15 protein-coding genes are annotated in these 22201 nt (G+C 72.9%); 9 read left to right on the forward strand and 6 right to left on the reverse strand.

The features are described 5' to 3' along the window. Positions 1-102 precede the first annotated feature (102 nt). The 3 genes from ACFQV6_RS35340 (at position 103) to ACFQV6_RS35350 (ending at position 4835) form a co-directional block, all read left to right on the forward strand. Complete coding sequence (locus ACFQV6_RS35340) at positions 103-1662, forward strand: glycosyltransferase family 2 protein (RefSeq protein WP_378032024.1); 1560 nt, start codon at positions 103-105, stop codon at positions 1660-1662. Between the two features lie 153 nt (positions 1663-1815). Further along, a complete protein-coding gene (locus ACFQV6_RS35345) occupies positions 1816-2523 on the forward strand; it encodes an HlyD family efflux transporter periplasmic adaptor subunit (RefSeq protein WP_378032025.1) in 708 nt (235 codons plus the stop codon). A 101-nt stretch (positions 2524-2624) separates the two neighbouring features. After that, entirely contained in the window at positions 2625-4835 is a 2211-nt protein-coding gene (locus ACFQV6_RS35350) for a glycosyl hydrolase (RefSeq protein ID WP_378032026.1), read from the forward strand. A 128-nt stretch (positions 4836-4963) separates the two neighbouring features. Here ACFQV6_RS35350 and ACFQV6_RS35355 read toward each other — a convergent pair whose 3' ends face one another. Then, positions 4964-6214, reverse strand: a complete 1251-nt coding sequence (locus ACFQV6_RS35355; RefSeq protein WP_378032027.1) for a prolyl oligopeptidase family serine peptidase — start codon at positions 6212-6214, stop codon at positions 4964-4966. A gap of 146 nt (positions 6215-6360) precedes the next feature. Next, entirely contained in the window at positions 6361-7491 is a 1131-nt protein-coding gene (locus tag ACFQV6_RS35360) for an ROK family transcriptional regulator (protein WP_378032028.1), read from the reverse strand. An 89-nt stretch (positions 7492-7580) separates the two neighbouring features. Here ACFQV6_RS35360 and ACFQV6_RS35365 point away from each other — a divergent pair, with 89 nt between their 5' ends. Beyond that, positions 7581-8876 carry a DUF1479 domain-containing protein gene (locus ACFQV6_RS35365; protein WP_378032029.1) on the forward strand — a complete coding sequence of 432 codons (1296 nt, stop codon included), beginning with the start codon at positions 7581-7583 and terminating at the stop codon, positions 8874-8876. A gap of 24 nt (positions 8877-8900) precedes the next feature. Here ACFQV6_RS35365 and ACFQV6_RS35370 read toward each other — a convergent pair whose 3' ends face one another. The 3 genes from ACFQV6_RS35370 to ACFQV6_RS35380 form a co-directional block, all read right to left on the reverse strand. Next, entirely contained in the window at positions 8901-10334 is a 1434-nt protein-coding gene (locus ACFQV6_RS35370; RefSeq protein WP_378032030.1) for a hypothetical protein, read from the reverse strand. After that, positions 10331-12274 carry a dynamin family protein gene (locus tag ACFQV6_RS35375; protein WP_378032031.1) on the reverse strand — a complete coding sequence of 648 codons (1944 nt, stop codon included), beginning with the start codon at positions 12272-12274 and terminating at the stop codon, positions 10331-10333. The genes ACFQV6_RS35370 and ACFQV6_RS35375 overlap by 4 nt, the downstream gene beginning before the upstream one ends. A 96-nt stretch (positions 12275-12370) precedes the next feature. After that, entirely contained in the window at positions 12371-13267 is an 897-nt protein-coding gene (locus tag ACFQV6_RS35380; protein ID WP_378032032.1) for an IniB N-terminal domain-containing protein, read from the reverse strand. A gap of 232 nt (positions 13268-13499) precedes the next feature. Here ACFQV6_RS35380 and ACFQV6_RS35385 point away from each other — a divergent pair, with 232 nt between their 5' ends. The 5 genes from ACFQV6_RS35385 to ACFQV6_RS35405 are packed head-to-tail and all read left to right on the forward strand — an operon-like array spanning position 13500 to position 19875. Further along, positions 13500-14486: a hypothetical protein gene (locus tag ACFQV6_RS35385; protein ID WP_378032033.1), complete on the forward strand. Its 987-nt coding sequence runs from the start codon at positions 13500-13502 to the stop codon at positions 14484-14486. Then, positions 14483-17041 (forward strand): LuxR C-terminal-related transcriptional regulator, encoded by a 2559-nt coding sequence (locus ACFQV6_RS35390; protein ID WP_378032034.1) that lies wholly within the window; start codon positions 14483-14485, stop codon positions 17039-17041. Before ACFQV6_RS35385 ends, ACFQV6_RS35390 begins: the two co-directional genes overlap by 4 nt. Continuing rightward, positions 17038-18708: an ATP-binding protein gene (locus ACFQV6_RS35395; RefSeq protein WP_378032035.1), complete on the forward strand. Its 1671-nt coding sequence runs from the start codon at positions 17038-17040 to the stop codon at positions 18706-18708. Before ACFQV6_RS35390 ends, ACFQV6_RS35395 begins: the two co-directional genes overlap by 4 nt. A gap of 19 nt (positions 18709-18727) precedes the next feature. Beyond that, the gene (locus ACFQV6_RS35400; protein WP_378032036.1) at positions 18728-19096 is read left to right on the forward strand and encodes a DUF742 domain-containing protein; all 369 of its coding nucleotides are present in this window, start codon (positions 18728-18730) and stop codon (positions 19094-19096) included. Between the two features lie 17 nt (positions 19097-19113). After that, complete coding sequence (locus ACFQV6_RS35405; RefSeq protein WP_378032037.1) at positions 19114-19875, forward strand: cellulose binding domain-containing protein; 762 nt, start codon at positions 19114-19116, stop codon at positions 19873-19875. On the opposite strand, the gene ACFQV6_RS35410 is transcribed toward ACFQV6_RS35405, so the two are convergent. After that, complete coding sequence (locus ACFQV6_RS35410; protein ID WP_378032038.1) at positions 19864-22074, reverse strand: DUF4132 domain-containing protein; 2211 nt, start codon at positions 22072-22074, stop codon at positions 19864-19866. The two genes, ACFQV6_RS35405 and ACFQV6_RS35410, sit on opposite strands and share 12 nt — an antisense overlap. Positions 22075-22201 lie beyond the last annotated feature (127 nt).

Here is a 22201-nt window from a genome sequence, read left to right on the forward strand (position 1 = left end):
TACCGGAAATGTCGTCTGCCCGGCCGCGCCGGCCGCTGGGTGACCCACCCGCGGCCTCGCGTCTCGCGGCCTTCCGTGGCCATGCAACCTCTGGGAGCGAACATGCCCACCACCAGTCCGCAAGCCCGCACGGCGGGCTCATCCCCCCGCCAGGCGTGGCGGCCGCTGCAGCGGTCAACCAGGGTCGCCATCATCGGTGCGCTTCTCGCGACGGTGTTCTACCAGGTCTTCCTGCTGGATCCGCAATACCGCGGACCGACGTGGCTGTGGGCCGCGATGCTGATGGCCGAGGGCCTCATCGCGATCCACGCCATCGGAACCTGGTGGACCATCCTGGCCCACGACAACCGCGGCGAGCCGGTGAACGTCACGGTGTGGCGCAACCAGCTCCGTGCCGGTGCCGTGGTGCCCACCATCGACGTCTTCATCACCGCCTACGGTGAGGCGCCCGAGCTGGTCCGCACCACGCTGCGGGCGGCCCGCGACATGACGCTCGACCACGAGACGTGGGTCCTCGACGACGGGGACAGCGACGTCCTCCAGCAGATCTGCGCCGACGAGGGCGTCGGATATCTGCGCCGCGAGGGCGGCCGGCACGCGAAGGCGGGCAACGTCAACGCCGCTCTCGGCCAGACCACCGGCGAGTACGTCGTGATCCTCGACGCCGACCACGTCCCGGAGCCGAACTTCCTGCTCCAGGTGCTGCCGCACTTCGACGACCCGGACGTGGCGTTCGTGCAGTCGCCGCAGTCGTACGCCAACCAGACCAACCTGGTCTCCACCGGCTCGTCGGAGGCCCAGCGCATCTTCTACGAGCTGGTGTGCCCGGGTAAGAACCACTTCAACGCCGCGTTCTGCGTCGGCACGAACGTGATGTTCCGGCGGGCGGCGCTCGACGAGATCGGCGGTATCGCCACCGGCAGCAACTCCGAGGACATCTGGACGTCGCTCGAGCTGCACCGGCGTGGCTGGAAGTCGATCTACGTGCCGCAGGTGCTGGCGCGCGGGCTGGCGCCGGTGGACGTCACGTCGTTCTTCAAGCAGCAGCTGCGCTGGGCCAGCGGCGGCTTCGAGGTCGTCCTGCGCGGCGGGCTGTTCCGCCGCGGCGGCGGGCTGACCCTCGACCAGCGGCTCCAGTACCTGTTCGTCGGCACGCACTACGTGCTGTCGCTGGCGATGCTCGTGTTCATGCTGTTCCCGGCCCTCTACCTGCTGTTCGCGCTGAGCCCGATCCGGGCCGACGGGCTGACCTGGGCGGCGCACTACGTGCCGTTCCAGGTGATGGTCCTGGTCGTGACCTGGCTGCAGTCCGGCGGCTTCAAGATGTCGGCGATCGTGGCCAGCATCGGAGCCGCGCCGGTGCACGCCCGGGCGTTCTGGGCGACGCTGCGCAACAAGCCGGCGCGATGGAGCGTGACCAACCAGGCCGGTGCGGGGTCGCGGTCGCTGTGGGTGGTCATGCCGCAGCTGGCGCTCGCGCTGCTCAACGTGACGGGCATCGTCGTCGGCCTCGTGGTGATGGCCGACCCGGCGCCGACCTGGTTGTCGGTGGCGTGGGCCACCATGATCGTCCTGATTCTGGGCCGGATCATCGCCGAGTCCGTCCGGCGCAGTCCTGAGGAGCCGGTTGCCGCGACGCCGGCTTTCGTGGCCGCGCACTAGCCCCTGCCCCTGTCTTTGCTTCAACTGTTCAAGGGATTTATCGCTATGACTATCACTCGTGTGGTCGAAGCCCAGGTTGCTTCACCGGTTCTTTCTCCTCCTCCTCCTCCTCCTCCTCCTCCTTCTCCTCCGGCAGAGGGTGGCCGCTCCCGGATGCCCGTCGTGCGGACCTTCCTCGTGACCGTCGTGCTCCTGGCCGCTGCGGCAGCCGGTGGCACCTACATGGTGCAGAACCGGCTCGCCGACGCCGCGTACGTCTCCCTCGACGACGCCGTCCTCACCGCTGACGCCCTGCCGGTCGGCTCCACCGGAGCCGGCGTGGTCACCGAGGTCCTGGTGGCCGAGCAGGCCCGGGTCGCCGCCGGTCAGGAGCTCGCGCGGGTGAGGCTCGCCGAGAACCCGGCCCGTCCCGCCCGCAGCCCGCGAACCGAGACGCTCCGGGCACCGCAGCCCGGCACCGTGTCCCGGATCGACATCGCCGTCGGAGGTGTGATGAGCGCCGGCGAACCGATCGTCACCATGTACGACCACACCAGGCTCAGCTTCGAGGCGAAGGCCACCGAGGAGCAGCTGCGTGACCTGCGGCTCGGCATGGCCGCGAAGATCACCGGCCCCGGTCTCAGCCGTCCGGTGGCCGGCACGCTCGACCACGTGAAGCCGCGGGTCGGCGCCGACCCGATGCTGGACGCACCACTCACCGAGGAGCAGAAGGTGGCCCACGAGCGGCTCACCGTCGTCCTGGTGCCGCGCACCGATGACGTCGACGCGGTCAGCGCCCTGGTGCCCGGTCTGCGGTACACGGTCGAGGTCGACACCAACACCGCTGTCGGCCGGACCCCCGCCGTCAACAGCGCCGGATGAGGCGTGGCCTTCGGCGGATGACGACCGCCGCATGTCTGTCCACTCTTCTGCTGACCGCTTCGCTGCTGGCCGCGGGTTGCACCCCGGGGAAGGAGCCCGCCATGCCCAGTGCCGAGTCGTCGGCAGCCGGTGTGCTCAGTGAGGGCGCCGCCACGACGACGGTGCGGCCCCCGGTGGCCGAGGGCAAGGCCGTGCTCGGTGACAGCCTGCCCGCGGCCGCGAGCCCGCAGCAGCGCCCGGCGCGTGCCGGGAAGTCGCTGGCCGGGCAGGCGCTGCCGACCAACCAGTGGTGGACCTCGGCGCTGACCGGTGCCTCGGATCAGCCGCTCTGGGCGAGGCCGCTGGCGATCAAGCGGACCGACGCGGGCTTCGCCGTCAGCGCGGCTGCCGCGACCGCGTCCGCGAAAGCCGTCGTGACGCCGTTCGAGCCGGCCCTCACCGCGGGCGGGCCGATCGGTGCGCCGGAGGTCGTCGGGTACGGCGCCTTCCACGTCGTGCTCCGTGCCGAGCTCCGCGGCGGAGGAACCGTGGAGATCACCGTGGTGCAGGGCAGCCCGCTGCTGTACCTGGACTTCCGGGACGCGAAACCGGTGCTCACCGCCACCGGCCCGCTGCGGCGTGCGGGTGGCGGTGGGTCGCTCGCCCGGCTCACCATCGCCGGGCAGCGGTGGGACGTGCAGGCTCAGGACGGTGCCGGGTGGAAGCAGGACGGTGATCGGCTGACTGTGGACCGGTCCGGGCGTACCGCGATCGTGGTAGCCCGGGTGCCTGAGGCAGTGAACGACGCCGAGTGGACAGCGGCGCTGGCGGGTGCCGCCGGTGACCCGGTGATCCGTACGACGTCGCACATGGCCTACGACAAGAGCGCCGGGACGGTGACGCAGACCCTCCAGGCGGAGCGGCGGTCGGGCCGGCCCAGCGTGTGGGCGCTGCTGCCGCACCAGCAGAAGGGCCTCGTCCGGGAGGGCGGCGCTCCGCAGGCCCTGGCCGGGACCTACTCCGACGCGATCGGGCCGCTCACCGTGGTGCGCGGTACCGCGGTCGGTGTCCGGGTGCCGATGCCCGGTCTGATCACCGAGGCGCCCGCGGTGCCGCTGTCCGACGCCGCGCGAGCCGCGGTGCTGTCCGATCTTGATCGGGACCTCGCGGAGCAGCCGAAGGTCGCCGACGGCGGCAGCTATTTCGGCCTCAAGGAGCTGGGCCGGCTGGCCACCGTCGCCGAGGTCGCGAAGGGGATCGGCGCACGGTCCCAGCAGGACGCGGCCCTGCGCCGGCTGCGTGCCGGACTGGTGGACTGGCTGACCTACGACGGTGCCGGCGACACCCGGTACTTCGCGTACGACCGGACGTGGGGCGGGCTCATCGCGGTGCCCGCCGAGTTCGGGAGCAACGATTACAACGACCATCATTTCCAGTACGCCTATCTGGTACGCGCCGCCGCGGTGCTGGCCGGGGAGGATCCGGGCTTCGTCCGGGACTTCGGCGCCGCCGTCGGCCTGGTGGTACGCGACTACAGCGGCTCCCTCTCGGGCAGCGGGGCGGACGGCTTCCCGCCGTTCCGCGCGTTCAACCCGTACCTGGGGCACTCGGCGGCGTCCGGCTTCGCCCCGTTCGCCGACGGCAACAACCAGGAGTCCTCGGGTGAGGCGGTCGCGGCGTGGGAGGCGGTCACCCGCTGGGGCATCGCCACCGGCGACCCGGACCTGACCGCGTACGGCGTCACCCACTACGCGCTCGAGGCGGCGACCGCACGGATGTACTGGCTGGGTGAGGGCCTGCAGCGGCCGGCCGGTTACCAGCACACGGTGGCCGGGATCGTGTGGAACTCCAAGATCGACTACGCGACGTGGTTCGATCCGAAGCCGGAGTCGATCGTCGGCATCCAGCTCTTGCCGCTGACCTTCGGCTCGCTGTACCGCGGCGACGCGGAACAGGCCGCTGCCCGCTCGGCCGAACTGGGCAAGGAGGTGGGCGGCGCGCCCCGCGTGTGGGGTGACCTGTTCGCTGCCGACCTCGCGGTGGCTGATCCAGCAGCGGCTCGGCGGCGGCTCGGACCGCAGTTGCCGCGGGAGGAGAGCACCAGCCGGGCGATGGTGCGGTACTGGGTGGAGATGCTGGACGCCTATGGGCCGCCGCAGCCCGCGGTGGTGGCCGATGGGCCGTACGGGATGGCGTTCGGCAGTGTGGAGCACCCGCGGTTGCTCGCTGTGAACCCGACGGGGGAGCGGGTCAGTGTGACGTTCCGGCGGGAGGGTGAGGTGGCCGCTACGGTGGTGGTCGATCCTGGGCAGAGCGTCGTGCGGAGACCGTGAGTCTCGGCGGCCGGGCTCCCTTCGGGGTGCCCGGCCGCGGAGTCGAAGCCCTCGCGATCTTGACGAGTTGCGCCATAACGGGGCGGCTCAAATGTCCAAGATCGCGGCACTCGCGCGGCGCGGGCCGTTCAGCGTCGCTGGCGGGCCATCCACTGCCAGATGTGGGTGCCGTCGATGGCCGGGTCGTTGCGGGCCACGTAGATCCAGGACCAGTGGCCGGGGAACTGGTGGCCGTTCCAGACGACGTTGTCGTAGAGCGTCATCAGCGAGCCGGGAATGAGCTCGTGGGCGTGCACGGTGTTGGCCTGCGGGTTCACCGTGGTGTCGTCGCGTGACGCGACCAGCCAGGTGGGTGTGCTGATCGCGGTCAGCTCGCTGTCGGGGATCAGCGGCGGGCCGCTGCCCTGCAAGGACGTGACAACCCCGCAGATCGGTACGGACGCGGCGAACAGCCTGGGGTAGACCGTGGTCATCTTCAGGCTCATGTAGCCGCCGTTGCTGCATCCGGCCACATAGATGCGGTCGGGGTCGACGGCCCGCCTGCGGGCCACCTCGCCGATGATCTCGCGGATCCGCGGTGCGAAAGCTGGGCCGTCCAGCATCCAGGCGGAGGTGCTCTGCGGTGCGACCACGTGGGCGCCCCGGAAGATTCGCTGTGCCTCACGGGTGGCGAAGCCGAGAGCGCCGCGGTTGGCGCGCAGCGTGGTCTCGTTGTCGTAGTAGCCGTCCGGCAGGGAGGCACCCTCACCCCCGCCGTGCAGCCAGACGATCAGGGGACGCCGGCCGCCGTGTGCCGAGTACAGCCGGTATTTCATGCCCGAACCCGAGACGTGGTGGCTGAAGGCGTCGACCTCCGGGTTGACCAGCCGGCGCTGCACGAACCGGGCGATGGTGACCGGCCGGCCGCGGCGCAGGGAGATCGGGGCGGTCTGGGTGATCGTGTAGACCAGATCGAGCCGGACGTTGCGGCCCTTGCTCGCGATGTACCCGAGGGTACCGCCGCCGAGCTGGCCCTCGGCATGGCTGAGCTCCAGCACGATGTCGCCGCCGCGGGTGAGCCGGGCGGCGGTCACCGTACGGTCGAGGTCGTACTCGCTGAAGATCTGATCGCCGGGGGCGAGCGGGATCGGGCTGGTGGCGGTGGCGTGCACGCGGAACGTGCTGGTGGTCAGGCTCGCCGGGTCGATCGGCCCGAGCCGGGAGGTGTCGAGGGTGACCGCGGTGACCTGCTCGCCGCCGTCGAGGGTCTTCGCGTTGAGGACGAAGCTCACCCCTGCGGTCTGATGGCCACCGGCGAAAACGGCACCGGGCAACGCGAGGCCGGCGGCCGCACCCGTTCCGGCGGCCAGAACGGTACGGCGACTGATCTGCACAGCCATGCGGGACTCCTCCGGGTGAGGTGGCACTCCATAACGACGGCTGTCGATACAGGCAACCTAACGCGGTGGAAATCTCCCGGCAACAGATGCCGGCCTCCGGCTCGGCCGGCCCGACCCTGGCGTGGGGCCGGCCGTGATCGCTCGGCTCAGCCGGCCCGCGGCCCGTGCATGGCGATGATCGCGGTGCGCAGGCCGGTGATCGCGGCTCGGCGTGCCCCGATGAGAGACGGCTGCTCGGTGAGGGTGGCGGCGCGGATCGGGGTGCTGCGGGGCGCCTCGGCGAAGGCGGAACGGAGTGCGTCGATCATGTCGGGGTGGCTGCCCCAGGGGCCGCCGACGATCACCTCTCGCGGGTCGGCGAGCGCGACGATCGCCGAGAGGGCTCCGCTGACCGCGCGGGCGACGGCACCGCGAACCGGCGGCGCACCGGCGAGGAGTTTCTCGACGTCGATGGCGGTGGAGTCCGGCCGGCGCAGGCCGAGCTGTTCGAAGACCTCGATGAGCCGCACCGCGCTGCCGTCCGGCCCGGTGGTGACGAGGTGCGCGATCTCGCCGGCGAGGCCGGTGTGCCCGCGCCGGATCTCGCCGTCGCTGGAGACGGCGCAGCCCAGACCCTCACCGAGGAAGAGGTACGCGAAGTCGGCGAGCGCCGGGTCACCGGACTCGTCGCGTTCGGCGCGGGCGGCCCAGTTGACGTCGTTGTCGACGGTGATCGGCCCGGTGACGTACGGGCGCAGTATCTCGGCCGGGTCCAGCTCGCCGACGAGGAACGGCGCGTCGGGTAGCTGGAGCAGCCGGCCGGTGGCCCGGTCGACCGGGTCGGCGGCGCTCACGACGGCGAGCCGCGGTATTTGCCCGATGTGGTCGTGGATCGCGGTGACGGCGGCCCGCAACGCCGCCGCGACCTGTGCGGGCTCGGCGGGCCGGTTGATCCCCTCGGCCGCTCGTGTCACGGTGTCGCCGTAGGCGTCCACGCACTCGGCCACCACGCCGCCGGGAGCGATGTCGATCGCCAGGGCGGTTCCCACGCCGGGGGCGAGGGAGTAGTAGGAGCCGACACGGCCCCGGCCACGGCCGCCGGGGGTGCGCTCGCCGGTGTCGATCACGAGGCCGCGCTCCGCGAGCCGCCGCACGCTCTCACCGGCGGTCGGCTTGGAGATGTCGACGGTGCCGGCGAGCTCGGCGCGGGTGAGGCGGGAGTGCCGCATCAGGGCGCGCAGGACGTTCTCGTCGGTCACCGCCCGGACCAGCTCCGACGACGGCTTGACGGCATCCATCCGCGAATTCTAGGCAGGGCCCTTGCCTGGAAGGTTCGGCACCCCTATCGTCTTTCTAAGTAAGGAGACCTGACTAGAAGGAGTTGACCGTGTCGGCCCCGACCGTTCCCGCCACCACGCTGCCCGCGCTTCCGCACTGGGAGCAGACCCCCGCCGACCTGACATCCGCGATCCGCGAGATCAAAGGCGCGTTGCGGGCCCGCATCACGGCTTCCGGCCGCACCGTCGAGGAGGTCTTCGGCGTCGTCGAGGAGCGCGTGCGGGCCGCGGTCGAGGACATCGAGGCCGCCCGGGAGCGGGGCGAGACCGTCTGGCCGGAGATCGACTACGCCGACATCGCCAACGGCACCGTGCCCGCCGAGCAGCTCGCGCTGCTGCGCCGGCGCGGTTGCCTGGTCGTGCGCGGCCACTTCCCGCGCCAGCAGGCCCTCGGCTGGGACGCCGACATCGTCGACTACGTCGAGAGCAACCGGTTCTTCGACGACTACCGCGGTCCCGGCGACGACTTCTTCGGCAGCGTCGGCTCCAAGCCCGAGATCTACCCGATCTACTGGTCCCCCGCCCAGATGCAGGCCCGTCAGAGCGAGCGCATGGCGGCCGTCCAGGCGTTTCTGAACGGTCAGTGGAAGCACGCCTCCGACGGCGTGCAGTGGTTCGACCCCAGCCGCGACTCGCTCTACCCCGATCGCATCCGCCGCCGCCCCGAGGGCGCCGACTCGGGCGGCCTGGGCACCCACCTCGACCCCGGCACCCTCGACCTGTGGATGACCGAGGCATACCAGAAGGCGTTCCGGCACCTGTTCGACGGCGCCGTCGAGCAGTACGACCCCTGGGACGCCGCGCACCGCACCGCCGGGCCGCAGTACCCCGGTTCCACCATGTGCTCGGCCTTCCGCACCTTCCAGGGCTGGACCGCGCTGTCCGACATGGATCACGACCAGGGTGTGCTGCACACCGTCGCGATCCCGGAGGCGATGGCCTACCTGATGCTGCGCCCGCTGTTGTCCGACGTACCCGACGACGACATGTGCGGCGTCACCGTCAACCAGGTGTTCCCCGCCGGCGACCGGTGGCACCCGCTGCTGATGCGCGCCCTGTCCGGAATCCCCGACGTCCGCGCCGGCGACAGCGTCTGGTGGCACTGCGACATGATCCACAGCGTCGCGCCGGTCCGGAACCAGCAGGGCTGGGGCAACGTCATGTACATCCCGGCCGCACCCTGGTGCCCTCGCAACGAGAGCTACGCCGCCCGCGTACGGGAAGCGTTCTTGACCGGTTCCAGCCCCAGCGATTTCCCCGAAGAGCACTACGAGCGCGCGTGGCCCAACCGCTTCCGCCCCGAGGACCTCAACGAGACCGGGCGCCGCGGCCTCGGCCTCGACTGACCGCTCAGCGCCCGTGCTGAGGAGTCAGCCGAGGTCGTCGAGGATGGCGGTGCAGCTGCGGAGGACGACCTGGGCGGCGCGCCGTTCGCCGGCTGTGGCCGCCGCCGTGGTCTGTTCGTGCCAGCGGGCGGCGGCGTTCTCGGCGGCCGGCCACAGCTGTTCGGCAGTGCTGTCCGGGGACATTCCCAGGCGTTCGCAGTGAGCGTCGCCCTCACCGCCGATCAGGCGGCGGGCCTCCACAGCGAGGTCGGCCGGAGGCGCGACACGGCCGGTGCGCAGGGCGGCGAGCAGTCGCAGTTCGCGGAACTCGTGAGCGGTGGCGACGAGGCGTTCCAGTTCGGCGATCAGGTGGCCGGCGGCGGGGCGGTCCTCGGCGCGCAGCAGTTGTTCGAGGGCGACCAGCGCGGTCCGGGACTTCAGCACCGCGCGCCGCGTGGTGAACAGGTCGCTGATCGAGGACTGTAGATCGGTCAGCCCGCTGTGCCGGATGAGCTGTTCGCCGAGCGCGGCCCGGGACCGGGCACCGTTGCGGGTCAGGGTCGTGGCCAGCCGGATCGCGCCGAGACCGAATCGGTCGAGCAGGGCCGCGCGCCGCTCGGCCGGAACGCCGACGGCCAGGGCGGTGGCACCCACCGATGCAGGCAGGGCAGCGGGCAGGGCGGTGCCGGCGAACCGGTCGGTGGAGAGCAGCAGCGCGTCCGCCTCGGCCCGGGGCAGGGCGGCGATCGCCGCGATGGCCGCGAACTCCTCCTCCCGCAGCGTGCGCCCGGCGTATGCCATCTGGCCCGACACCGCGAGAACGTCCTGGCAGAGGGCGGCCACATGAGCGTCACGCCGCCTTCGGCGAGCTATCTGCTTGGCGTTGAGCAGGGCATCCGCGCGACCGCCGGCAAGTTCGTCGGCCCGGGACAGGACCACCAGAATGTGTACGGGCAGAGCCGCGGCACCCCGTCCGCTCCGAGCACCCTGCAGTGGGGTGAGGTCGTCGTCGCCGAGATGGCGGGCCAGGTGCAGGATCGCGTCGGCCTCGGTGTGCGCCTCGTCGCCGGTGGTCTCCAGCAGGCGGGTGTGCCGCAGTGCCCGGCACGGCCACTCGACGACGATCGCCCTGGTGCCCGCCGGCGCCGCTACGAGGTGGCCGCCGCGGGGCTCGCGTTGCAGCGGGGTGACGAGCGGCGGGCCGGTGTCGGGGTGGACCCGGGCGGCGGGGCGGGTGCCGTCGTGGAACCAGACCGGGACGCCGCCGGCGCGTACCGGCGCCACGTCCTCGGCGATGAACGCGTTGACCAGTGTGGAGCGGCCGGACCGCGGTGAACCGGTCAGGGCCACCCGCAGCGGCTCGTCGAGGCGCTCGCGGTGCCGGCGCAGCCACGTCTCGGCGCGTTCGTGCCCGCGGAACACCTGTGCGGTCTGGTCGAGCAGTGCCCGTACCCGCTGCTCGAGCGCGTCACCGCTCATGCCGGTGCTTGCAGCAGGGCCAGGGACTGCCGTTGCAGGCCGGCGAGCCGGATCAGCTCCTGCTCGACGCGGCGGGCCCGGGTCTCGCGGGCGGCGGCCTCCTGCTCGGCGGCTGCCTTGGCGGTGCGCAGCGACTCGACGATCGCGTCCTGCAGGTCCTCGGTCACGGCGGTGAAGTGGTCCCGCAGGGCGCGCTGCACCCTGCGTACCGAATCTTTTGCGTCCTTGGCCATGCCGATGTAGATCTCGTCGACGTGGCGTTGCACGGCCGCGCGTGCCACCGCCTGACGGCGCTTGAGCAGCGACTTGCCCTCCTCGCGGATGCTCTTGCCGCCGAACAGGGCACCGCCGCCGAGCGAGATCGGGTTGATCAGTGACATCCCGTTGAGGCTGGTGGCCAGGCCGAACATCAGCACGCCGCCGTAGGAGCCGCGCAGGCCGGTGAACAGCTTCTGGCTGATCGTGAACCGTTCCACCGGCGGGCTCCGCAGGTCGGTGACCCGGTTGGGCAGGTCGTCGGGCACGGCGGGCACCCACGACGGCAGCACCTCACCGAGCTCGGGCGGGAACTCGGCGGCCACCGAGCGGGCCAGCCAGGCGGCCCGGTCACCGAGCCAGCCGAGGCTGGTCTGCGCGGTCTCCACGAGCGTCTCGCGCAGCCACGGTTCGAAGTCGTCCCAGACCCGCAGCGGGTCCGACTCGGTGAACGTCTCGTCGGAACGGGCGATCACGGCGCGGGTGCGCTCGCGCAGGTCGTGCTCGACGTCGGACATCAGGTCGGCGACCTCGTCGGCCAGCCGGCTCTGCCACCGGGTGGTGCACTTGCGCAGCTCGTCCATGCGGCGCTGGGCCTCGTGCAGGCGGGTCATGGCGTCCGACTCGGCGCTCTCGGCCCGGTGCGCCTCGAGCTTCTCGCGCAACGGCCCGGCCAGCCGGTCGGTCACGGTCCGGCCCAGCAGGCCGACGGTTACCCGGGCCAGGCGGTCGCGCTTGGCGGCGCCGAGGGTCTGCAGGATGGTGATCAGCTGCGGGAAGCCGGACTCGGTGTTGAGCGCGGTGTCGCTGTCGCGGGCGGCGCGGGCGCGCAGCGCGGCCGAGGTGGGCACCACGGTGGCGGCGACGCCGGCCTGCGCGAGCCGCATCCGGCTGGACTCGACCTCACGGCGCCAGTGCGGCGCGTAGTCCGTCTTGGTGAACGCGACGACCAGGCTGGGGAAGACCGCGGCCAGGTCGGCGAGCAGGGCGATCTCGGCGTCGGTCAGCTCACGGCCGGCCTCGCAGACCAGAATCAGCATGTCGGCCCGGCCGGCGGTGAGCAGGGCGTGTACCTGCTTCAGGGCGGCCGGCAGGGTGCCCGGCAGGCCCGGCAGCGGCGGCGTGTCGATCAGCTGGAGTCCGCCGGCCAGCAGCGACCGGGGCAGCCCGACCTCGGCGTGCATCCGCTCGGCCGCTCCGGTGGGCTGCACGGCGAGGGCCTCGGTGAGCACGTCGGCCAGCCGGTCGACACCGAGCGGGATCCGGTCCTGCGGGCCCGCGTCCGGTGTCCACTCCGTGTCGGCAGTGGTGCGCCGGATCAGGTGAGCGGTGGGCTGCGCGGTGTGCCTGATGACGGTCGGCACCGTGGTGCCGCGGTCGTCGCCGGTCACACAGACCGGGGCGTTGATCAAAGCGTTGATAAGCTGGCTCTTGCCTTGTTTGGCGGCGCCGGCGACGAGCACCCGCAGGTGCGGATCGAGCAGTTGGGTCCGGCGTTTCCACAGCCAGGTGGCCAGATCGGGGCGGCCGTGCTCCTTACAGGTGCGGATGGTCGCGTCGAGGACGTCCAGCCACAGCAGAGCCGGCCCACCGGGGGCGGCCAAGGCGTCGAGTTCCGTCCGGTCCGCCCGGGCGGGGGAGGCCGGACCCGCATACGCCGTGGGTCCGACCTCCCAACTTCTCATCGGGACGCTCGTCCTGCCTCTCGCTAGGCCGGTTCCGGCAGCGCCGTCCCGGCGGGGACCAGTCGGCCGGTTCCGGTGACGCCGTCCCGGCCGAAATCAGAAGTGCAGGCCGGTGAGCCCGCCGAGCAGGCCGGGATCGGTCTCCGGTGCGGGCTCCGCCGAACCGCCCACCAGGCCGGTGACGCTGGAGACATGGTGGTCGACCGTCGAGGTCACACTGTCCACAACACCGCCGTCCGGCAGCAGGCCGTTCACCGGGACCGCTCCGACAATCGAAGAGGTTGCCTCGTGGACCCCGGCGACGTCAAGGTCATCGATGCCGAGTCCGAGCGATCCGGTCACACCGGTCACCGTGTTCACGGTGGCGTCCAGGGTGCCGGAGATGCCCGCGGACGAGACGGCGGTGTCGAGCGTGCCGGTGACGCCGGCCTGCGAGACGATCGCGTCCGAGCTGTAGGTCACGTCCGCCACGGTGTGCTCCACCGAGGTGGTCACGGACGCGTCCAGGCTCGCCGCCGGGTCGTGCGCGACGTCCAGCCCGCCGGCGACGGCGCCCACGCTGACGTCTGCCAGGCCGGCTCCGGTGTGGCTGAGCAGGCCGGTGCCGTAGTCCAGCGCACCGGAGACCAGGTGGTCGGCGGTCACCGTGATGGTGCCCGCGGCCGCGAGGTTCAGGTCGCCGGCCACGTAGGACGGCGCCGCGGTGACGCCCGCGGTGATCGCCTGGAGGTGCGCCACAGCGCCCGCCACATCGAGGTGCGCCACACCCGTGGTCAGGTCGTCCACCGGGCTCAGCCCGTCCAGCGCTGAGGTGTTCGCCAGCGGCGCGTAGTCGAGCACGAGCGGCAGCACGTCCTGCACGTCGGCGGCGGTGACGTCACCGAGGCCGGCGGCGTCGAGGGTGCTGTGCGGGTCCAGTTCGAACGCCGACCGGGCGCCCGGGTCGTAGATCAGGTTGAGGATGAAGTCCTGCAACGTCGGGGACGAATCCATCGGAATGCGATCTCCTCACGGGTTGTGACATCGGAGGCACAGGCCGCCGGTGTGACCAGAACGCTAGGAGCCGGGTCCGGTTCGGACATCGGGATGCGTCCCCCTGACGTACGGCGATCCGCGGATGCCGGCGTTAGGGGGTTAGGGGATCCGGTGGGCCGGAATTTGGGGGAAGACCCCGGATGCCCGATCTGGTACGAACATCAAGTCCCCCAGTCCTGAGGAGCTTTCCTTGCCGTACCTCCTTGGCGTCGACGTCGGATCCGGTAGCGCCTGGACCGCGATCTGCCGCCGCACCCCCGATCGGGCCGGATGGGGCCCGGCCGAGCCGGTCGCCACCGACTCGCGGCCGGCCGTGCCCGGACTGTTGCGGCGGTGCGGCGACGACGTGCCGGTCTACTGCGACAACCTGCTCATCACGCCCCAGGCGCTGGTGGTCGAGCAGGCGCGCAGAGCGGCCGACATGGTGTGGGAACGGCAGGGTGAGGGACCGGAGCGGATCGCGGTGGCCTGCCCGACCGCGTGGGGGCCCGGCCGGTCCGGCCTGCTCCGGGCGGCCTTCGACGACGCCGGGATGAGCAACGTCGTGCTCGTCACCCGGGCCCGAGCGGTGATCGAGCGGCACCGCGCCACGGGGCGGCCGGTGGCGGCGGGGCGGCCGGTCGCGGTCTGCCGGATCGGTCGCGCGGGTGCCGAGGTGGCGTTCGTGGTTCCGTACGAGCCGGGCCGCCTCGAAGTGCTGGGTGTCGCCGAGACCGACGAGTTCGGCGGGGACGACCTGGCGGAGAGCACGCCGGCGGGGGCGCGGGAGGTGATGGCGGCTCTGGTGGACGTTTTCCGCCGTACGGCGCGGGCGTGCCGGATCGGTCTCGGTGACCTGGCCGCGGTGCTGCCGGCCGGTGGGGGTGCCGCGCATCCGCTGGTGGTGGAGGCGCTGGCCGGGGCTGTCACGGCGCCGATCGTCCGCGATGACGATCCGTGGCTCACCGTCGCGCGGGGAGCCGCTCTGTCCCTGCGCCCGCCGGGAGAGTTGCGCCCGCCGGGAGAGTTGCGCCCGCCGGGAGAGTTGTCGCGGGTTCCGGAGCCGGTTGCCGAGGTTCTGGTGATGCCCACCGAGCTGTTGCCGGTGACGAACACCCGGCTCGGTGTTCCCGAGCCCGGTGAGATACCGCCCCGCCCGCCACTGCAGGTCGCCGCTCCGGCGGTGAGCCGCCGATGAACGCCGGGGAACTGCTCACCGAGGTGCGGAACGACCCGGCGGCGCCGCTGCGTGTCGCGGTCTGCGCACCCGGCGGCTTCGGGAAGAGCACGCTGCTGGCGCAGCTGGAACAGGTGTACCGGCAGGCGGGTGTCACGGTCGGTGTGCCGTGGATCGAGCCGGCGGCGGAGGTGCTGCTCGTCGACGACGCGCACCGGCTCGACGACGACCGGCTGCGGCTGCTGCGTGACCGGGCGGAGCGGCCGGACGCGCGGATCGTGGTGGCGTACCGGCCCTGGCCGCGCCCGGCGGCGCTCGCCCCGCTCACCGAGGTGCTACGGCGCAGGCAACCGCCCGTGGTGCTGCCGCCGCTGACCGCCGCCGAGATCCCGGAGCCGCTCGTCGCACTCACCGGCGGCGTCCCCCGGTACGTCGCCCGGCTGGCCGCCGCGCTCGGCAGTCCCGGCGCGCTCAGCGGGCCCGGCGTGGTCGGCGGGTCCGGCGTGGTCGGCGGGTCCGGTGTGGTCGGCGGGTCCGGCACGCTCGGCGGATCCGGCATTGAGGTGCCGTCGCGGGTGCCGGTTGCCGCGCTGCTGCCGTTCGCCCCCGAGCTCGACGAGCTCGACGCCGACCTGCGCACGCTGTTGCTGGCGGTCGAGGCGGGTGCCGGACTGTCGTACGATCTGATCGCCAAGCTTCTGGACCGTGACCAGCGGACGGTTGCCGAGCTGGTCGCTGCCGGACAGGCCACCGGCATGCTCGGCGCTGACGGCGCGATGGTTCCGCTGGCCCGGCACGCCCTGGCCGCGCTCGGGCCGATCGCGCAGCGCATCGATGTGCGGCAGCGTCTCGCCGTGCTCCAGATGGCCCGCGGCGGTCCGGTGCTCCCGCTGGTACGCCACCTGCTGCCGGACAGCGCCGAGGACACCAGGCACGGCCCCGAACTCGGTCTCGCCTTCGAAACCGCCGGCGAGGAGGCCCTGGAGAGCGACCCGGCCCTGGCCGCCCGCCTGTTCGCTGCCGCAGCGGACGCGGGCCGGCCCTCCGGAGCCCGCCGGGCGCTGGCCATCGCCCTCACCGGCGACCTCGACCTCGCCGCCCAGCTGGCCGACCGGGCTGTCGCCAGCGGCACACCCGCCCAGCGCGCCGAGTCGGCCTACGTGTCGGCGGCCGCGATGGCCCACCGCGGCCGCCTCGACAGCGCCACCGAGCTGCTGCGCTGGGCCGGGCCCGGTCCGGCCGCCGGTTTCCGGTCCGCCGGGCTGGCCGCCACCGGCCGGGTGGCGGAGGCCGAGGAACTGCTCGCCGGCCTGGCCGCCGCGGGTGACGGCCCGCCCACCCTGGTCCAGGCCAGCGCCACGCTGATGGCGCGCGGGGTGCGGGAATCGGTCACCGGTGCGCCGGCCGCCGCACTGTCCACCCTGGTGCAGGCCGCCACGCTGCTGGAACCCGCGGGTGCCGCGGTGCTGCTGCCGGACAGCCCGGCGGCACTGGCAGCGATCGTCGCCCTGCACACCGCCGACCTGGACACCGCCGAGACCACCCTGGAGCGGGCGATAAGGGCGTCGATGGGCGGCCCGCCGCTGGCACCCCGCCACCGGCTCCTCCAGGCTTGGGGCCGCATGCTGCGCGGCCACCTCGCCACCGCCGACCGCCTGCTCACCGAAGCCCACACCGCCGCGCCGGCGCTGCCCGGCCGGGACCTGCTGTTCGCCACCGCGCTGCGGGTCGCCCTGGCCAGGCGGGACAGCGACCCGGTAGGGCTGCGCACCGTGTGGCCGGACGCCTGCCAGGTTCTGATCAGCCAACCCGTGGACCTGTTCACGCTTCTCCCGCTCGGTGAGCTGGCCGTCGCCGCGGCCCGGCTCGGTGAGCAGCGCCGGGTCGCCGCCCACCTCAGCGAGGCCGAACACCTGTTGGAACGCCTGGGCGACCCACCACTCTGGAGCGTCCCGCTGCACTGGAGCCGCCTGCACGCCGCGATCCTGGCCGATGATCGAACCGAGGCCGAACGACACGCCACCGCACTGGACCGCCTCGCCCACAACCAGCCGGCCGGCAACCAGCCGCCCGGGAGCCGGCCGGCCGGCAACCGGCCGGCGGGCAACCGGTCGTTCGCGGCGGCACTGGCCACCGCCGCCCGCAACTGGCTCGCGGTGATCACCGACCGCATCGACCCCGAACAGGTCGAGACCGCCGCCCGCGACCTGGCCGCGACCGGCCTCGCCTGGGACGGGGCGCGCCTCGCCGGGCAGGCCGCACTGCGCACCACCGACCGCAAAGCGATGACCCTGCTGCTCGACTGCGCCCGGGTGCTGCAGGGCCGGTCACCGTCCGGCGAGCCCACCGGCCCCCTGCTGAGCGAGCGGGAACAGGAGGTGGCCGCGCTGGTGGTGGCCGGGCTGACCTACAAGCAGATCGCCGAGCGGCTCTACCTGTCGGCCAAGACGATCGAACATCACGTCGCGCGGATCCGGCACCGGCTGGGCTGCACCGACCGGCGTGACCTGCTGGACCGGCTGCGTGAGCTGCTGGCCGACCAACCATCGGAACGACCGGACGGAGCCCTCGCATGAAGCGCCCACGCTGGCGTGACGTCGATCCCCGGCTGGGAGCCGGGCTGATCCTCCTTGTTGTTCTCTGGGGTGCCGCCGCGGTTCCGGCAGTGGCCGGCGCCGCCGATCGGGTACGGTCCCGCGCGACCGCCGACCGGCTCGGTGGAGCGGTCGACACCGTGGTGGTGGCGCTCCAGGAGGAGCGCAGGCTCGCGGTCGCCGCTCCCTCCGGGGGTGACGCCGCCGCCCGGTCCCGCACCGACCGTGCCGTCGCCGACCTCAGCGCCCTCACCGGCGGCCGGAACGGCTGGACCTACACCTCGGAGGCCGTCGACTCAGTCGAGGAGCTCACCTCGACCCTTCGTACGCTCGGCGCGGTCCGCTCCCGCACCGACCGCGGTGAGCTGCTCGACGGCTACCGCGCGATCATCACCGCGGGACTGGACCTGCCCTGGCTGCCGGCCCGGCCCCTCGCCCGTGCGCGGGAAGCGCTGTCCGAACAGGACGCCCTGCTGCGCACGGCATTGAGCACCAGGGCCGGTGTCACCGATGCCGAGCTGCTGCGCGTCGGTGACCTGGCCGGCCGCCGTAGTGCCTGGCTCGCCGAGGCGCGTACCGAGCTCGCCGCCGCCGGTGAGCCGCTGGCGGCGGTGGAGCAGCGGCTGCTGCTGGACAAGGGACCCCAGGTCGCCCCCGCCGACTGGGCCGCCGCGGCCGACCCGGTCAACGCCGCCCTGCGTACGGCACAGACCCGCGCCGTCCATGACACGGTCACCTCGGCCACCCCGGGGGTGGCCGGCGCGACCGTCTTCGCCGGGCTGGTCGCCGGGGTGGGCCTGATCGCCGTGATCGGCATCCTGGTGATGGCCCGCCGTGCCGCCAGGCGACCGGCCGCCGCCGCGCAGACGGCCGGCGACGATCCGCGCGACGACACCGTGCCGGGCATGCAGGCTCTCCTGCTCGACATGCACCGGCGCAGCCAGCGGTTGCTGCACCGGCTGCTGCGGCTCCTGGACACTCTGGAGCGCGCCCAGACCGACGACGAGACCCTCGACCAGCTCTTCCGCGCCGATCACCTGGCCACCCGGGTGCGGCGCAACGTCGAGAAGGCGATCACCCTGGCCGGTGGGACGCCCGGCCGGCAGTGGCAGCGGCCGATGCCGCTGGGCGAGGTGGTACGCGGTGCGGCGGCCGAGGTCGACGACTACCAGCGGGTGTCCACCGCGCAGATCCAGCCGGCGGCGCTGGCCGGTGACGCCGTCCTCGAGGTCACCCACCTGCTCGCCGAGCTGATCGACAACGCGATCACCTACTCACCGGCCGAGACCCGGGTACGGGTCAGCGGCAGCCGCGACGACGAGGGCGGCTACACGGTGACCGTCACCGACGCCGGGCAGGGCATGAGCGATCTGGACCTGGAGAACGCCCGCCAGGTGATGTCCGACCCGCGGCCGCCCGGTGGCGGGCTCTGGTCCGGCCTCTACGCGGTGGGCCGGTTCGCCGCCCGGCACGCCATCACCGTGCGGCTGTTCCGCGGTCCGTCCGGCGGGTTCGTCGCCGAGGTGAGCCTGCCCGCCGGCCTGGTGACCGAGCCGGAGCCGTCCGACGGCCAGTCGCCGGACCCCGCGCGGTTCGAAATGAGCGATATGGCAACGACGTACGTAGATCTTCCTGTCGTCGGTTCTTGACGATCCCCACGGAGGTTCAGTGTTCACCCAGGACGTCTGGTACGACGAGGACGCCGGCCCTCTCGTCCGGCTCTATGCCATCACCGGGGGCCGGTCCGAGGCGCCCGCGAGCGGGATCACGCTGAGCGCGATCGTGCAGCGGGTGCCCGGCGCCACCGCGTCCGGTGAGCTCTCCGGCCCGGAATCGACGATCATGCAGCTCGCCGAGCGGCCGGTGTCGGTCTCCGAGATCGCCGCCTGGCTGCGCCTGCCGCTCGGCCCGGTACGGGTCCTGCTCAGCGACCTGCGCGACGCCGGCCTGATCACCCTGCCGCGCTCTCCCGACACCGCCGCCGGACCCACCAAGGGGCTGCTCGAGCAAGTGCTCAGCGGTCTGAGGTCACTGTGAACCCCGAGGCCGAACCGATGGATCACCCGCCGCAGCCCCGGCCCCGCCGCTCACCGATGGTCGTCCTGCTGGACGCGATGCTCAGCGCGGTCACCGCCGTGCAGGCCGGTAACCTGCCGGGCCGCCGCCGGCCCGCCGACGGCTCCCCGCCGCGCCGGACCGGCCCGCTCTGGCTGGTCACCGGAGTCCTCGCGGTGGTCGGCGGCACCGTCGTCCTGGTTCTCGCCGTGCTCGGCTCACCCGGCGGCCTGACCTCCCTGCCGCTGCCCGGAAAGGCCGCACCGGCACCTCCGGCGGTCACCAGCATCGCCCCGCCGGTGGTCACCGAGCAGACGCCGGCCATCCGGCCGACGTCCGCGACCGCGAAACCCTCGGCGTCGGCCAGGTCGTCAGCCACCGCCACCGTCCCACCGTCCAGCTCCTCGACGAGCGCAGCCGCCCCGCCGGTGCTGACGGCCGACTACCGGGCGGCGAACGGGAGCGGCCTGCTCGGTTATCGCGCCACCGTGACCCTCACCGCCGAGGGCGGCGGCCCGTCGGCGGACTGGCGGCTGAGCGTCAGCCTGCCCCGCGCCACCCTGCAGATCGCCGCCGTCTCCGGTGCCACCGCCGAGCAGGAGGGCGCGGTGTGGACGTTCACGCCGGTGGACGCCACCCGCACGGTCACCCCCGGCACCCCGGTCGTGATCGAGTTCGATGTGCGCGGCGCGACCCTGCTGGACGCCCAGCCCACCGACTGCCGCGTCAACGATCGGGAGTGTGGCGGCCTATCCGGGTAGCGCGTACAGCTCGACGAGCAACTCCGACAGGGCGGCCGGATCACCAACACCCAACGGGGTACGCCGCGCGACCTGCCAGTGATCCGCCCAGTCGTCGTCGACCCAGATCTCGGTGACCCGCTGCTCGACGGTCGCGTGGTACGTCGACGTCGGCACACCCGGCGTCACCTCGACCAGCAGCGTCAGCCCGGTGGGCAGATCCCGCGCGAGTTGGGTGTGCACCCGGTCCGCAGTGTCGTACCCGTTGCCCCGCCACCGCCCGTTCAGCATCGCCTCGATCCGGCTCCCCGCCACCGGCCCGAACCCGGCCAGGCTGGTCGCCGCGCGCTGCGTGCCGGTCAGCACCACCACCGGCCGGTGCACCTGCGGGAACGGCTGCAGGATCTCGTAGTCGGTGAAGATCTGCGCCCAGCCGGCCGCCTCGCCGCCCAGCTCCGCCGGGTGCACGATGCCGAGCGGCGTGTCCCGGCCGACAACCGCTGTCGTGTCGTGCAGGTCGGCGAAGCTGCCGTCCTCCGCGACCCGCAGCGCCCGCACCAGGCGGCCGGCCCCGTCGTATTCGCCCCACAGCAACCGTCGCGCGATCGGCCCCAGGATCGGGTGCGGCAGCAGGACCGCCGTCAGATCGCCGGCCGGCCGGAGCCGATGCGCGAGCATGTCCTGCTCCAGGCGCGCGATCTGCACCGCCGCGGTCGCCCGCAACTCCTTCTTGAACCGGAGAAACCACTGGTACGCCTCGGGCCTGGTGTCCTTGACCCCCGGCTTGGGCGGCCTCGCCAGGACCCGCCCGTCCGCACCGGCGACGTGCGCGGTGAGGTGCTCGTCGGTGACCACCCGGAACGTCCGCGGCCCGTAGTCCAGCGTGACCACCGCATCCAGCCCGTGCGTGATCGTCAGCCGGTCCGCCAGACGCGTCACCGACAGCCCGCGCCGTGCCGCGGCCTGCCGGAGATAGCCGGCCGCCCGCTCGTTCGTCGGACCGCCCGACATGTTGGCCTCGATCGCCAGCAGATGCCGCAACGCCACATCCGAACCCACAGTGGCCAGCACCGCGAACCCGTCGATCGCCCGCGCGTACCGGCTGCGCGCCGGCCACGACCGCACCAGCGGCGCGAGAACGTCCATGGTGGCGTCGTCGCCGATGTGCGCCTGCGCCAGGACCACCCACGCCTCCGACGCCGGCATCTCGTCCGTCAGCCACGCGTCGAGCAGCGCACGCCCGAACTCCGCCAGACTCCGTTCGTCACAGCTCGCGATCAGCTTCTCCGCCTCCGGATCGGCCGGGGCGACCAGCGGCTGCGTGGCAGCCGACGACTCGACCGCCAGAGGCAGGCCGCCGGGCGGTGCGACATCGCCGGGCGGCGGCTCCGGCGCCTCCGCCAGACACGACCTGGCCAGCGCGTTCACCAGGCTCGCGACGTCGTCCGGCGGCATCGTCCCGCCCTCTTTCACCTGAGGCTCCGGCAGGTTCCGCGCTCTTTCAAGAACCTTCGGGGGTACGGAGGTGAGCACTCCGCCGGCCGGTTCCCGGCCCGGAACGGGCTCCACCAGAGCGGTGATGACGGCGAGTGCTGCTTCCCCGTACCCCTCAGCGATTTTGATCGTGATCTGCCCCTTGCCGATCGCCACCAGGTGCCGCAGGGCGTCCTCGGCGTTCTGCCGCACCCGGCCCGGCCGTCCCACCGCCGCCGGAACGAGCGCCCGCGCCGCGGCCTCGGCATGCCGGTGCAGCCACAGCCGCGCCCACAGCCGCGCGGAACCCAGGTGGCGCAGCCATCCAGCGACCAGCGTCGCCGGCTCCGGACCGCGGAACGGCAGCAGCAACGCGCCCAGCCGGTCGGCGCTCTCACCGGCCTCACTCAACGCGAGCGCCAGCGCATCCATCTCGAACCGCGCCACCGCGACCCGGCCCACGTCGATCCGCTGCCGATGCCGCAGCAGCGACGGCGCCGCCAGCAGGGACCGCGCGGACGCCTCCGGGCCCCTCGCCACCAGCCAGGAGATCTGCGGCGGGGTCAGATCGGAGAGCCGGTCCGCGCCGGTGGCCGCCGTTACCCAGTCGGGCTGCTCCAGGCCGTGCTCCAGCGCGGCGGCCCGTTGCCGCCACAGCTCCCGCTCCCCGTCCTCCCAGACGAGGATGGTCGGATCGTCGCAGACCAGGCCCTCGACCACGACCGGCTTACGTCCCTGACCCGCCATCGCCTCAGGCCTCCACGCTCTTTCACGATCCGCGGGCTCCCCGCGGATCGGTCCAGAGACCTTAGCCGAGCACCTCCCCGCCCTCCCCCCCGCTCACTCCCCCCCCCCGCCCCGCCCCTCCCCCCGC

Source organism: Actinoplanes sp. GCM10030250, assembly GCF_042666575.1.
In the GTDB taxonomy this organism is placed as follows: Bacteria; Actinomycetota; Actinomycetes; order Mycobacteriales; family Micromonosporaceae; genus Actinoplanes.

Coding starts and splice junctions, on each gene's coding strand:
- ACFQV6_RS35340 (WP_378032024.1), top strand. CDS start 103: ATGCCCACCACCAGTCCGCAAGCCCGCACGGCGGGCTCATCCCCCCGC.
- ACFQV6_RS35345 (WP_378032025.1), top strand. CDS start 1,816: ATGCCCGTCGTGCGGACCTTCCTCGTGACCGTCGTGCTCCTGGCCGCT.
- ACFQV6_RS35350 (WP_378032026.1), top strand. CDS start 2,625: ATGCCCAGTGCCGAGTCGTCGGCAGCCGGTGTGCTCAGTGAGGGCGCC.
- ACFQV6_RS35355 (WP_378032027.1), bottom strand. CDS start 6,214: ATGGCTGTGCAGATCAGTCGCCGTACCGTTCTGGCCGCCGGAACGGGT.
- ACFQV6_RS35360 (WP_378032028.1), bottom strand. CDS start 7,491: ATGGATGCCGTCAAGCCGTCGTCGGAGCTGGTCCGGGCGGTGACCGAC.
- ACFQV6_RS35370 (WP_378032030.1), bottom strand. CDS start 10,334: ATGAGCGGTGACGCGCTCGAGCAGCGGGTACGGGCACTGCTCGACCAG.
- ACFQV6_RS35375 (WP_378032031.1), bottom strand. CDS start 12,274: ATGAGAAGTTGGGAGGTCGGACCCACGGCGTATGCGGGTCCGGCCTCC.
- ACFQV6_RS35380 (WP_378032032.1), bottom strand. CDS start 13,267: ATGGATTCGTCCCCGACGTTGCAGGACTTCATCCTCAACCTGATCTAC.
- ACFQV6_RS35390 (WP_378032034.1), top strand. CDS start 14,483: ATGAACGCCGGGGAACTGCTCACCGAGGTGCGGAACGACCCGGCGGCG.
- ACFQV6_RS35395 (WP_378032035.1), top strand. CDS start 17,038: ATGAAGCGCCCACGCTGGCGTGACGTCGATCCCCGGCTGGGAGCCGGG.
- ACFQV6_RS35405 (WP_378032037.1), top strand. CDS start 19,114: ATGGATCACCCGCCGCAGCCCCGGCCCCGCCGCTCACCGATGGTCGTC.
- ACFQV6_RS35410 (WP_378032038.1), bottom strand. CDS start 22,074: ATGGCGGGTCAGGGACGTAAGCCGGTCGTGGTCGAGGGCCTGGTCTGC.